General features: G+C 69.3%; 13 protein-coding genes. 6 read left to right on the forward strand and 7 right to left on the reverse strand.

Going from position 1 to position 12,568, the window contains the following annotated elements; genetic code table 11:
- Positions 1 to 133: 133 nt before the first annotated feature.
- Genes E0H75_RS18340 through E0H75_RS18360 form a run of 5 tightly spaced genes read right to left on the reverse strand, consistent with a single transcriptional unit; the run spans position 134 to position 5,202 of the window.
- Positions 134 to 1,063 carry a threonine ammonia-lyase gene (locus E0H75_RS18340; protein ID WP_131514801.1) on the reverse strand — a complete coding sequence of 310 codons (930 nt, stop codon included), beginning with the start codon at positions 1,061 to 1,063 and terminating at the stop codon, positions 134 to 136.
- A 27-nt stretch (positions 1,064 to 1,090) separates the two neighbouring features.
- Complete coding sequence (locus E0H75_RS18345; RefSeq protein ID WP_131514802.1) at positions 1,091 to 1,939, reverse strand: ATP-grasp domain-containing protein; 849 nt, start codon at positions 1,937 to 1,939, stop codon at positions 1,091 to 1,093.
- Complete coding sequence (locus tag E0H75_RS18350) at positions 1,896 to 3,248, reverse strand: MptA/MptB family glycosyltransferase (protein ID WP_165553840.1); 1,353 nt, start codon at positions 3,246 to 3,248, stop codon at positions 1,896 to 1,898. Before E0H75_RS18350 ends, E0H75_RS18345 begins: the two co-directional genes overlap by 44 nt.
- A 50-nt stretch (positions 3,249 to 3,298) precedes the next feature.
- Complete coding sequence (locus E0H75_RS43600) at positions 3,299 to 4,555, reverse strand: DUF2064 domain-containing protein (RefSeq protein WP_131514804.1); 1,257 nt, start codon at positions 4,553 to 4,555, stop codon at positions 3,299 to 3,301.
- Positions 4,552 to 5,202 carry a glycosyltransferase family 2 protein gene (locus E0H75_RS18360; protein WP_131514805.1) on the reverse strand — a complete coding sequence of 217 codons (651 nt, stop codon included), beginning with the start codon at positions 5,200 to 5,202 and terminating at the stop codon, positions 4,552 to 4,554. Before E0H75_RS18360 ends, E0H75_RS43600 begins: the two co-directional genes overlap by 4 nt.
- Positions 5,203 to 5,324: 122 nt before the next feature.
- On the opposite strand from E0H75_RS18360, the gene E0H75_RS18365 reads away from it, so the two are divergent.
- Positions 5,325 to 6,023, forward strand: coding sequence for a response regulator transcription factor (locus tag E0H75_RS18365; RefSeq protein WP_131514806.1), 699 nt, complete (start codon positions 5,325 to 5,327; stop codon positions 6,021 to 6,023).
- A complete protein-coding gene (locus E0H75_RS18370; RefSeq protein WP_131514807.1) occupies positions 6,020 to 7,171 on the forward strand; it encodes a sensor histidine kinase in 1,152 nt (383 codons plus the stop codon). Before E0H75_RS18365 ends, E0H75_RS18370 begins: the two co-directional genes overlap by 4 nt.
- A gap of 105 nt (positions 7,172 to 7,276) precedes the next feature.
- Here E0H75_RS18370 and E0H75_RS18375 read toward each other — a convergent pair whose 3' ends face one another.
- Both E0H75_RS18375 and E0H75_RS18380 read right to left on the reverse strand, forming a co-directional pair.
- Complete coding sequence (locus E0H75_RS18375) at positions 7,277 to 8,314, reverse strand: NAD-dependent epimerase/dehydratase family protein (protein ID WP_131514808.1); 1,038 nt, start codon at positions 8,312 to 8,314, stop codon at positions 7,277 to 7,279.
- The gene (locus E0H75_RS18380; RefSeq protein ID WP_131514809.1) at positions 8,311 to 9,093 is read right to left on the reverse strand and encodes an S-methyl-5'-thioadenosine phosphorylase; all 783 of its coding nucleotides are present in this window, start codon (positions 9,091 to 9,093) and stop codon (positions 8,311 to 8,313) included. Before E0H75_RS18380 ends, E0H75_RS18375 begins: the two co-directional genes overlap by 4 nt.
- Positions 9,094 to 9,179: 86 nt before the next feature.
- Here E0H75_RS18380 and E0H75_RS18385 point away from each other — a divergent pair, with 86 nt between their 5' ends.
- The 4 genes from E0H75_RS18385 to E0H75_RS18400 all read left to right on the forward strand — a co-directional run bounded on the left by E0H75_RS18385 (position 9,180) and on the right by E0H75_RS18400 (position 12,558).
- Positions 9,180 to 9,665, forward strand: a complete 486-nt coding sequence (locus E0H75_RS18385; protein WP_202873043.1) for a hypothetical protein — start codon at positions 9,180 to 9,182, stop codon at positions 9,663 to 9,665.
- A complete protein-coding gene (locus E0H75_RS18390) occupies positions 9,662 to 10,753 on the forward strand; it encodes an RNA polymerase subunit sigma-70 (RefSeq protein ID WP_131514810.1) in 1,092 nt (363 codons plus the stop codon). The genes E0H75_RS18385 and E0H75_RS18390 overlap by 4 nt, the downstream gene beginning before the upstream one ends.
- Positions 10,677 to 11,963 (forward strand): IS256 family transposase, encoded by a 1,287-nt coding sequence (locus tag E0H75_RS18395; protein ID WP_131514811.1) that lies wholly within the window; start codon positions 10,677 to 10,679, stop codon positions 11,961 to 11,963. The genes E0H75_RS18390 and E0H75_RS18395 overlap by 77 nt, the downstream gene beginning before the upstream one ends.
- A gap of 142 nt (positions 11,964 to 12,105) precedes the next feature.
- Positions 12,106 to 12,558, forward strand: coding sequence for a hypothetical protein (locus tag E0H75_RS18400; RefSeq protein WP_165553842.1), 453 nt, complete (start codon positions 12,106 to 12,108; stop codon positions 12,556 to 12,558).
- The last annotated feature ends 10 nt before the right edge of the window (positions 12,559 to 12,568 follow it).

Below are 12,568 nucleotides of genomic sequence, written 5' to 3' on the forward strand. Positions count from 1 at the left end.
GTCGCCCGACAGAAACGTTGATGAGTGCTGCACGTCCACACCACCATCACCCGGGATATCGTGCGCCTCCCCACCAGACGCGCTACATCGACCCAGTGACCCCAACCGCAACCAACCCCCTGGCCGGGTACACCTAGAGCATCAGCTTCGCTACGTCGAGGTTGCCGCCGCTGACCACGCTGGCGGTGACCCCGGCCGGCTGGATGCTGCCCTCGATCATCGCGGCGAACGGCGCTGCGGCCGCGGGCTCCAGCGCGAGCTTGGTCCGCGACATGACGAGCCGCGTCGCCTCGAGCAGTGCGTCCTCGCTGACGCGGACGACCTCGTCGACGTACTGCTGGATCAGCGGGAAGTTGCGTGTGCCGCAGACCGGCGCGGCGAGGCCGTCGGCGATCGAGCGTGCGGTCGGGAGCTTCTGCGGTTCGCCGGCCGCGAGGCTGCGGCTGACGACGTCCGCCTGCTCGGGCTCGATGCCGATCACGCGGATCTCCGGCCTGACCAGCTTGACCGCGAGCGCGACGCCGGAGATCAGGCCGCCGCCGCCCACCGGGACCAGGACGGTGTCGAGATCCGGGCGGTCCTCGAGGAGTTCGAGGCCGAGGCTGCCGTGACCGGTGATCACGTCCTCGTCGTCGAACGGGTGTACGCCGGTGAGCTTCCGCTCGTCCCGGATCCGCTCGTACTGACCCATCAGGTCGCCCTCGACGAGTTCGACCGTGGCGCCGTACCCGCGGGCCGCGTCGACCTTGGCCTGTACGGCGGTGGTCGCCATCACCACGGTGGCCGGTACGCCGGCGTCCCGGGCGGCCCAGGCGAGCGCGCCGGCCGCGTTGCCGGCCGAGACCGTGATGACGCCGCGCTCGCGCTCTTCGGGGCTCAACCGCAGCAGCTTGGTGAGCAGGCCGCGGACCTTGAAGCTGCCCGTCTTCTGGAACAGCTCGGCCTTCAGCACCAGGTCTGCGCCGAAGCGCTGGTTGAGCGCTGTCGAGGTGACCATCGGCGTGCGGTGGATGCGGCCCTGCAGCTGCTGCGCGGCCAGGCGGATGTCATCGAGCGTCGGCATGCTCCCGACCTTATCCGCCCTGGTTTTCTACAGGCGGGCGGCGACGGTGGCGGCGAGTTTGTGGGTCGCCCCGGGGGACTGGGGGAGGTAGAGGTAGGGCTCGATCAGCTCGAGCTCCATCAGGAGGAAGCGGCCGTTGACGACGACGCCGTCGATGCGGGCATAGACCGGCGTGGGACCGGCCGCTTGCAGAGCCGCTTGGGCGCTCTCGAGGATGGCCGGCGACGGCTCGGTGACCGTCGCGTGGCCGCCGTACTCCTCCTGGACGCGGTAGTCGCCGGCCGCCGGGCGCTTCACGACGGCGTGGGTGAACTCGCCGTCGATGAACATCAGCGACCACTCGCCGTTGGTCTGGATCTCGGGCAGGAACGGCTGGACCAGGTACACGATGTCGGGGAGTTCGTCGATCGCCCGGGTGAGCTCGGGGGAGCCGGCCACGCCGCGGACGGTGTGGCGGGCGGTCGCGCTCACGGTCGGCTTGATCACGATCTCCCGGCCGTCGAGCCCGGCGACGACCTCGCGCAGGCAGGCACCGGCCGCGATTTGCGACGGCACGATCGCGACGCCGCGTTCGCGCAGTTCCAGCAGGTAGCGCTTGTCGCCATTCCAGCGGACCAGACCACTGTCGTTGAAGACCGGTACGCCGCCCTTGTCGACGAGCGCGAGCCATTCGGTGAACTCGTCGTACCGCAGGTGGTAGTCCCACACCGAGCGGAGCAGGATCCCGTCGTACGCCGACCAGTCGACCGACGGGTCGGTCCAGACCTCGGGGACCGGGTCGAGGCCGGCGGTACGGAGGGCGTCGACGAGGGGGAGGTCATGCGCGTGCAGCTCAGCGTGATCCGCCGAGGTTGCGAGGGCGATGCGTTTCGTCACGCCGATCAGTGTTGGTGGTGGCCGCGATCGCGTCAAACCGCTTTGGTGTAACGGATCTGTGACGCAGCGTTAGTCCGGTGGCGACGATGACAGCGGCGGCGACGTAGATCAGGCTCTGCCGGGTCTCGTGCCCGAAGCTCCCGTAGGCCAGGTACGACGCCAGTGGTACGGCGAGCCATTCGGGGCGGCGGGCCAGGGCCGCGAGGGCGATCAGCGGGAGGCCGTACCAGGGGTACGTCGGGGTGGCGACGAGGAGGGCGGCGCCGTACAGCCAGCAGCAGGTGATCGCGATCGGCTCGTGGCGGGCGCGGTGGAAGGCCAGGGCGGCGAGGCCGATCGCGAGGGCGGCCGCGGCGAGTTGACGGGCCTCAGGAGGCAGCAGGAGCGCGAGAATCGCGGATCGGGAGCTGCCGTCGGAGAACCCTTCCTGGGTGAGGTAGCCGGGGAGGAAACCCAGGACCAAGGGGCCTGCGGCAATCAGGTGTGGGATGTACGACGCGGCAAAGGTGCTGACGGCAACGAGGCCGGAGCGTTTGCGGAAGGCTGGGAGGAGTAGCAACGGCAGGAGCTTGACGCTGGCGGCGGCGCCGAGTATCAGGCCGGCGAGTTTCGGGCGGCGGGCGGAGGTCATCACCGCCGCTGTGATCAGGACTGCGGCGAGGACGTCGATGTGCGCGGCGTTGCCGGCTTCGAGGGCGACGATCGGTGACCAACCCCACAACGCGGCCCAGCGCGGATCGCGGCCGCCTACCGCGAGTAGCCAGGTGAGCGCGATCGCGAGCAACGCGGCGGCGAGTTGGAGCCCTAGGGTGCCTGCGGACCACGGGGTGACGAAGGCGACCACGGTGACGTACGCCTGCGCGACAGGCGGGTAGATGGTCGGAACCCGGGGCCGATTGATCCGCGTCCTGGGATCGTCGGTGGACAAGGCGGCGAGTGCCGCCGGATCCTTCGGGAGGCGCGGGGGACCGGTCACTCCCGATCTCTCTGCGGGTGACAACCCTGGAAACAGCACCGGGTCCCTCAGCTGCGCCAACGCGTCGTCCAACGGCACATGCGAGTACGGCGAGCTCCCCGACAACTGCACCCGCCCGTCCCACACGTACCGATAAGCATCCGTGCTGGTGATCGGCGCGTGCATCAAGCCAGGCACCTGACAAACCCCAGCAACCACCACAACCGCCACCACTCCCAGCCGCCGGCCGAACCGCCACACCACCCCCGCAACCACCAAACTCCCCACCACCAACAGGAGATTGGGCCACCACTGCTTGTTCGCTGCGAGAATCACCACCGAAGCAACGCCCACCGCCACACCCCCAGCAACCAGGGCCATCCCCGAACTCACCCGTCCAGGCATCAGGCGGTGGGGCGGAGGGTCAGGAAGGCTCGGTGGCCGGCGCGCCAGTCTTCGGTCGGGTGGAGGCGTACGGCGTGGGCGTGGCGAAGGAGGGCGCGGGTTCCTACCCTTGCCCACGGCAACGGAGTCGACCGTCGCCCGGTGGAACTGCGCAGGACGATCGGAGCAGTCTCGTCCAGATCGTCGTCGGGATCGACCTCGACCAGGACCAGCCCGTCCGGCCGGACCAATTCGGCACAGCGCCGCAGCAGGTCGGCCGGGTCCCCGCCGATGCCGATGTTCCCGTCCATCAACAGAACGCTGCCCCAACGCCCCTCACCCGGAAGCCGCTCCTGCACCGGCCGCCGCAGCGCAGCCGCACCACGCGACGTCGTCAGCGAAACCGCCCGCGGCGAGATGTCCACCCCAAGCGCAGGGATCCCACGCTCCGCCAGTGCAGTCACGATCCGCCCAGGCCCACACCCGACGTCCAGCACCGGCCCCTCGCACCGGCTCAGCGCCAGCCGATCCACCTCATCCGCCGGAGACCGCCACCGATCCAGCTCCGACAACGAGGGCACAGTCCGCCCATCGATGCCGGTAGCAACCACCCTCGTCGTACCGCCCAACGCCTGCTCGAACAGCAACCCCGGATGTGCCGCGTGCTGCAACCGCCGGTACAACCGCGACATCCGCAACGACGGATGCGCCGCCGCGATCACCGACGCGTCCCGAGGCGTGTCCATGTCTCGCAACGTCGGCAGCATCAGCACCCGCAGCCCGAGATCCTGCAGCCGCCGGAGCTGATCCCGCCCGGTGTGATCCGTCGACATCGGTACGCCGATCAGCGCGCGAGGATCCGGCTTGCGCAATCCAAGGCACCAGTAGCCGCCGTCCTCAGTCAGCCCGAGCACCGCGTCGTACCCGGACCACCGAACACTCAGCAGATCAGCCGTGAGCTGCGGCGTATCCATCCCGACAAGCACCATCGGCGTACCGTCGAAGGCGTCCTCGAAGGCCGCGGCCAACCGCTCGTCGAGCCCGTCGCCGCGCTGTCCGATCACCTCGAAACCCTCCGGGAGCCAAGGCCCTGGATCGCCGTCGAGCGCAAGGACACGGCGGGATGCGCGCGCCGACCGGACCGTGTTGAGGGTGTCGACCAGCGACGCCCGCGCCAGCGCCGCGGCCTCGTGCGCGGTGAACTCGGTCTGCAGCCGTGTCTTGACCCGGCCCGCCACCGGTTCCTTCGCGATGACGATCAGAGTGCCGCGGTTCATCCGGCCAGCACCTTCGACATGTCGAGCACGGCCCGGGCAGCGCCGAGCGGCGTACCGGTGACCTTGGAACGCCCGGATCGAGGCAGGTAGTCCACATCAACCTCGGCGATCCGCCAGCCGGCCTCCGCGGCACGGACCACGGTCTCCAGCGGATAGCCGGACCGCCGGTCACGCAGATCCAGACCCAGCAACGCGGACCGGCGCGCGGCCCGCATCGGTCCGAGGTCGTGCAACGCAACTCCGGTACGGCGTCTGATCCGCCGGGACAGCTCGGCATTCGCCAGCCGCAGGTGCCACGGCCAAGAACGCCGGGTGAGCGCCCTACGGCGTCCCACCATCAGATCGACCGCGCCCGCGAGGACCGGTGCTGTCACCCGGTCCAGCTGCAGCGGATCGAGCGATGCGTCCGCGTCCATGAACGCCACCACCTCCGCCTCGGCCGCTTCGAGACCGGCATGACACGCGGCGCCGTACCCGCGAACCTCGCACCGGACCACCGACGCGCCGAAGCGCGCGGCGATCTCGGGCGACCCGTCGGTGGAACCGTTGTCGACGACAACGGCCCGGACGCCCACGGGCAGCCGTTCGAGGATCCAGGGCAGCGCCGCCGCCTCGTTCAGGCACGGCAGGATGAGATCGACTGACACTCTTCGACCGTAGGGACAATCGCCTGCCGTCGGGCGCCGGACCTGACTACGGCTCGCTTACGTCCGGTGTCACCCAGGGAGCACCGGGCTCGGCCCGTCCCCGGAACATCTAGGCTCTGATCGTGGCTACTCGTGTACTCGTGGTCGACGACGACCCGACCGTGTCCAACGTCGTCTCGGCGTACCTGACCAAGGCCGGGTACGACGCCCGGGTGGTTCCGGACGGTATCGCGGCGGTCGAGGTCTGGCAGCAGTGGAAGCCGTCGGTCGTCGTCCTGGACGTGATGCTGCCCGGACTGTCCGGGCTGGAGGTGCTGCGCCGGATGCGCGCGGCCGACGACGGGGCCGCGGTAATCATGCTGTCCGCCCGGGGCGAGGAGGAGGACCGCCTGGTCGGCCTCGAGGTCGGCGCGGACGACTACGTGGTCAAGCCGTTCAGCCCGCGCGAGCTCACGCTGCGGGTGCAGGCGATGCTGCGCCGCGAGGAACGGCTGGCCGGCCTCGATCTGACCCCGACGAAGCTGAGCGCGGGACCGGTCACGATCGATACCGCTGCCCGGCTCGCCTCTCTGGACGGCAACGAGCTGTCGCTGACGCACCGCGAATTCGATCTGCTGGCGTTCCTGGTGTCGCACGCGGGCAAGGCGTACACGAAGGCCGAGTTACTCCGGCGGGTCTGGGGCTGGGACTTCGGCGATTCCTCGACGGTCACGGTCCACGTACGCCGGTTGCGGGAGAAGATCGAAGCGGATCCGTCCGATCCGCGGCTGGTGCTGACCGTGCCGCGGACGGGCTACCGGTTCGTCGGTGATGCCGAATGAATCGAGACATGGTCACGATCCTCGCGCTCACCACGCTGTGGACGCTGGTGGTCGCGGCGATCGGTGGCGCGATCCTGTGGCAGTTCCGGCGTCGTTCGCTGCGCATCACGATGATCGTGGCGGCGCTTGCACCGATGGCGGCCGCGCTCGCCGCGGTCATGCAGAGCGTGCGGGCGATGTTCATCTCCGAGCACGACTCGTGGGTGGTGCTGTGGACGCTGGCGTTCGCGGCCCTGCTCGGGCTCGGGATGTCGGTGCTCCTGGGTCAATGGATCAGCACCGGTTCACGCGAGGTCGGCCGGCGGTTGCGCCATCTGGGCACGTCGTACGAGCCGTCGGAGGTGCGCAGCGGCGCGGTCCCCGCAGAGTTGGCGGCGCTCACGGAGGAGCTGGAGCTGACGCGGCGCAAGCTCGCCGCGTCCAACGAGCGTGAGCGTGCACTCGAGTCCAGCCGGCGGGAGCTGGTCGCGTTCATGTCGCACGATCTTCGTACGCCGCTCGCCGGGTTGCGGGCCGTGTCGGAGGGACTCGAGGACGGCGTGGTCGACGACGTACCAGGGGCGCTGCGGCAGATGCGATCAACGGTCGATCGGATGACCGGGCTGGTGGACGACTTGTTCGAGCTGTCGCGGTTGTCCGCGGCGCCGTTGCCGCGGCGGCGGTCCGCAGTCAGTCTGCGCGAGCTCGCGGAGGATGTGGCGGGGGAGAACGGGGAGCACGCACGGGCGTTCGGCGTACGGCTAGCGCTCTCGACGCCGGGTGGTGACGATCGACTCGCCGTGCAAGGCGATCCGGATGAGCTGACCCGAGCGGTGACAAACCTGGTCGGCAACGCGATCCGTCACACCGAATCCGGCGGGACGGTCACGCTGACAGTCGACCGCGAGGCCGATGGCCGCGTCCGCCTCGCGGTAACCGACGCGTGTGGCGGGATTCCCACCGACGATCTGGACCGCGTCTTCGACGTCGGCTGGCGCGGCGACGAGCAACGCACGCCCGCCAACGCAGCCGGCTCGAGCGGCGGCGGCCTGGGCCTGGCGATCGCCCGTGGCGTCGTCGAATCCCACGACGGCACCATCGGCGTCACCAACGTCGCCGGCGGCTGCGCCTTCCAAATAGACCTACCCCCGGTCTCCGCCAACAACTGACGCTCTCCAGCTCAACGCCGAGCTGAGCCCGCCCAGCTCACCGCGGAGCTGGGTTCCTTCGGTTCAGCTGTGCGCGCCATCGCTCGGCTCTTCTTCACCTCCGGCTCAGGCCGGGGCTGGGTCTGGGGATCGGAGGAGGTCGGCCAGGCCGGTGGCTAGGTCGTAGGTCGGCTTCCAGCCGAGGTGGTCGCGGAGGCGATCGGAGTTCGCGGTGATGTGGCGGACGTCGCCGAGGCGGTATTGCCCGGTGGTGACCGGGGTCGGGCCGTTGTAGGCGCGGGCGAGTTCGGCGGCGACGTCTCCGATCGTGTGGATCGTGCCGCTACCGACGTTGTAGGCGGTGAATCGCTCGGACAGCGCTCCCGCGGCGGCGCTCACGGCGGTGGCGATGTCGTGGACGTGGATGAAGTCACGGCGTTGCCGACCGTCCTCGAAGACCGTCGGCGCCTCGCCCCGCTCCAACGCGGACCGGAAGATCGCCGCGACCCCGGCGTACGGCGTGTTCCGCGGCATGCCGGGGCCGTAGACGTTGTGAAACCGGAGAGCGCTCACGTGCCCCTCGGTCTCGCGCGCCCAGGAGGTAGCAAGGTGTTCCCCGTTGAGCTTGCTGGCGGCGTACGCGTTCCGCGGATCGAGTACGGCGTCCTCCTCGACAAGACCGGGCCGGAGTTGAGCGCCGCATCGCGGGCAGGGTGGTTCGAAGCGGCCGGCGTCGAGGTCCTCGGTCCGGCGTGGGCCTGGCGCGACCTGGCCGTGTACGTCGCAGTCGTAGCGGCCCTCGCCGTACACGACCATCGAGCTCGCGTAGACGAGGCGCCGGATCTTCGCGTGCGCGAGTCCGCGGAGGAGGACCGCCGTACCGAGGCTGTTGCTGGAGACGTAGTCGTCCAGATCGTCGAGGTCGACGCCGAGTCCGACTTTCGCGGCCAGGTGGACGACGGTGTCGATGCCGTGGAGCGCACTCTGGGCGACCTCGGCGTCGCGGACGTCGCCGACGATCAGCCCGGGTCGCGGCGCGGGCTTGTGTGCGTGGACGTCGGGGCGGAAGGAGTCGAGGACGACGACCTCATGGCCCTCGGCAACGAGTTGGGTGTGGACGTGCCGGCCGATGAAGCCGGCGCCGCCGGTCAGTAGGACTCTCACCAGACGTCCTCCGCCGCCGTACCGTCGAGCACATGCCGGCAGCTGCAGTCGGCGTCCGTCTTCGGCAGCTGACTGATCACGTCGGTGACGAGACTCCGCAGCCGCTCGATGCTGTGCTCGAACGCCTGGAAGACCTCGGCCTGCGTGACGCCGCCGCCGGTCTCCACACCGGCATCGTGGTCGGTGACGACGGCGATCGAGGTGTAGCAGAGCGCGAGTTCCCGCGCGATGGACGCCTCGGGCGCACCGGTCATACCGACGACCGACCAGCCCTGTGCGGCATGCCAACGAGACTCCGCACGCGTCGAGAACCGCGGACCGTTGATCACCACCATCGTCCCTTCCGGTACGACCTTGCCGGTAGCAATCACCGTGGATCGGCCGACCGGGCAGTACGGGTCAGCGGCCGACGTGTGGACCACCGGCGACTCGTCGTACACCGTGTGCGCTCGTCCCCAGGTGCGGTCGACGTACTGGTCGGGGACGACGAAGGTGCCGGGCGTGAGCTCAGGTTTCAGCGAGCCGACCGCGCACGGTCCGAGGACCTGGCGGACGCCGAGCGACCGGAGCGCCCACAGGTTGGCGCGATAGTTGACGCGGTGCGGTGGGAAGCGGTGGTCCGCGCCGTGCCGGGGGATGAACGCCACCTCGCGACCGTCGAGATCGCCCACGACCGGCGGCTCACTGGGCGCGCCGAACGGGGTGTCGACCACGACAGGTTTCGCGTCGGACAGGAACGAGTAGAAGCCGGAACCGCCGATCACACCGATATCAGCCATGGTCCCGACGCTAGTGGCGGCGGGGGTGGCGATGACCGGATTCGCCTCGTCCGTCAGCGCTCCGTAAGGGGTGATCGAATAGATTCGTGAAGGTGTCCTGGGCGCTGCTCGCGATCGGTGTGGTGCTGCTGCTGTTCGGCGCCTACGCGAGCTGGACGGCCGGGCGGCTCGATCGCCTGCACCACCGGGTCGAGCTCGCCCGGGCGTCACTGGACACGGAGCTCGCCCGGCGTTCCGCGCTGGTCGGTGAGTTGGGCGGCAGTGGGATGCTCGACCCCGCGTCGTCCCTGCTGCTGCTCGACGCGGCGCATCGCGCCCGGACCGCGTCGCCGGAGGAGCGCGAGCAGCGGGAGTCGGCGCTGACCCGCGCGATCCATGCCACCGGCACCGATGTGGAGCCGTGGACCGCTGAGCTGAACCTGGCGATGCGGCGGGTCCAGTTGGCACGCCGCTTCCACAACGACATCGTGGTGTCGACGCGCGAGCTGCGTCGGCGGCGGCTGGTCAGCTGGTTCCGGCTGGCCGGGCACGCGCCGATGCCGGCCACGATCGAGTTGGAGGACGGCAGGTGAGCACCGACTTCGAGGACCTCGAGAGGTACCGGCATGAGCTGCGGGTGCACTGCTACCGGATGCTCGGCTCGTACGACGACGCCGAGGACCTGGTCCAGGAGACGTTCCTGCGGGCGTGGCGCCGACGCGACGACTTCGAGGGCCGCTCATCGTTGCGTGCGTGGCTCTACCGGATCGCGACCAACGCCTGCATCGACGACGTACGGCGTCCGCAGCGAGTCCTCCCGTATCAGCTCGAACCGGCGTCGTTCCCGGCGACCGCACTTCCGCCGCGCGACGATCTGCCGTGGCTGCAACCGTTCCCCGACGTACTGCTCGATCGCGCCGAGGAGCCGGATGCTCAGGTGGTACGCCGGGAGACGATCGAGCTGGCGTTCTTGGTGGCGATCCAGCAGTTGCCACCGCGGCAACGCGCCGTACTCATCTTCCGCGACGTCCTCGGCTGGCCGGCTCGCGAGACCGCCGACGCCACCGACCTGACCGTCGCGGCCGTCAACTCAGCCCTCCAACGCGCCCGCCCGGTCCTCCGCGACCATCTACCCCCACACCGCTCCGAGTGGTCCGCCACCCCCTCATCCGCCGACGAACGAACCCTTCTTCGCAAGTACGTCGCCGCCTGGGAAGCCGGTGATCCCGACGCCCTGGTCGCGCTGATGCACGAGGACGTCCGCATCACCATGCCGCCGTACCCCTTCTGGTTCGAAGGCCTCACCGCAGCCCACCGCTCCCTGGCCCCCAACCTCGACCCGACGTACCGCGGCCACTGGCGCTTCCTCCCCACCACCGTCAACCGCCAGCCCACCCTCGCCGCCTACCTCAAGCCCCCCAACGCCCCCACCTACACCCCCTTCGGCCTGGACATCTTCCGCGTCGAACAATCCCGCATAGCCGAAATAACCGCCTACGAAACCACCAACTTCACCCGCTACGGCTTACCGGACGGGACTGTCCGTCTAACGGTGTTTCCGGCCCGACGCGCCGACTGTGGTGGTTGGCGGGAAAGGTGCGGCTATGACCGCGACACTGCCGGATGTGGCAGGCAAGAGGAAGCAGGGCAAGGAGTCGGCGGAGCAGCGGGCTGCGGCTGAGATGGTGCGGCTGGCCAAGGAGCAGGGGCTGTCGCTGACCGGGCCGGACGGGCTGCTCAAGCAGCTGAACAAGGCGGTGCTCGAGACCGCGTTGAACGAGGAGATGACCGAGCACCTGGGCCATGAGCGGCACGGGACCCCGGTGTCGGGCAACGTGCGTAACGGGTCGCGGTCCAAGACCGTCCTGACCGAGAACTCCGGCCCGGTCGAGCTCGAGGTACCGCGGGATCGGGCCGGCACGTTCACCCCGCAGATCGTGAAGAAGCGCCAACGCCGGTTGTCCGGTGTCGACGAGGTGGTGCTGTCGCTGTATGCCAAGGGACTGACCACCGGCGAGATCGCGGCGCACTTCGCCGAGATCTACGGTGCCTCGGTCAGCCGGGAGACGATCAGCCGGATCACCGACAAGGTGATCGAGGAGATGACCGACTGGGCCACGCGACCATTGGACGAGGTCTACGCGGCGGTGTTCATCGACGCGATCGTGGTCAAGGTCCGCGACGGGCAGGTCGCGAACCGCCCGTACTACGCCGCGATCGGCGTGACGCTGGCCGGTGAGCGAGACGTTTTGGGGTTGTGGGCCGGTACTGCGGGCAGTGGTGAGGGCGCGAAGTTCTGGATGGCCGTGCTCACCGACCTGCGCAACCGCGGCGTGCGAGACGTGTTCTTCGTCGTCTGTGACGGGCTGAAGGGCCTGCCCGAGGTGGTGGCGAACGTGTGGCCGCCGGCGATCGTGCAGACCTGCATCATCCACCTGATCCGCAACACCTTCCGACTCACCTCCCGCAAGCACTGGCCCGAGCTGTCCCGCGATCTCAAGCCGATCTACACCGCCGTCAACGCCGGCGCCGCCCGGTCCGCGTTCGACGACCTGGCCGGCAAGTGGGGGCAGCGCTACCCGGCGGTGATCAGGCTGTGGGACAACGCCTGGAACGAGTTCATCCCGTTCCTGGACTACGACGTCGAGATCCGCCGGGTCCTGTGCTCCACGAACGCGATCGAGTCCCTGAACGCCCGCTACCGGCGCGCGATCAGGGCCCGCGGCCACTTCCCGACCGAACAGGCCGCGCTGAAATGCCTCTACCTCGTGACCCGCTCGCTGGACCCCACCGGCACCGGCCGGGCACGATGGGCGACGCGCTGGAAACCAGCACTCAACGCGTTCGCGATCACCTTCGGCGACCGATTCCCGGCAGCCGAAACCTATTGATGAACACCGCCGGAAACACCGTTAGCGAGATAGTCCCTACCGGACCGCCTACCTGCGTGACTCCCGAGCGTGAGCGATGGTGGGACGTGGTCGGCAGGAGGCGCGCATGGGAGTTGGTAGGTCGAGCGTGTGGGTGGAGTGGGTGGATGTTGAGGCTCGGATGCCTTGGTTGACGACGGCGCCGTATCTGGTGGAGGCGAGGGAGCTGGACGCGACTCTGCGGGGGTTGGGGCAGCTCGGGTTCTGGGTGGTGCGGGCGGAGGCACCTGAGGGTGGGGATGTGAAGGACGGGCTGCTGGTGGAGTTGAGTGTGCGGTTGGGGTTCTCGTCGCTTGGGGCGGGGAGTTGGGCTGCGTTCGGCGATCGGTTGTGGGACCTGCTGACGGCGCGTGACGAGACGCCGGTGGCGGTGGTGATCGAAGGGGCTGACCTGCTGTTGCGCCGGAGCCTGCACACGTTGGTGCGGTGCGTGCACAAGCTGGTGTCCATGACTGAGGGAGTCGGGTTGTCGGACGCGCACGCCCAGCGTCAGGTCGAGTACTTCTTCGTCGGTGAATGGGGTGGTGATGCGGGCGCACCTGCACTTGACGGCTGATCAGGAGCTC

The sequence above is a fragment of the Kribbella capetownensis genome (assembly GCF_004331485.1).
GTDB classification, from domain to species: Bacteria; Actinomycetota; Actinomycetes; order Propionibacteriales; family Kribbellaceae; genus Kribbella; species Kribbella capetownensis.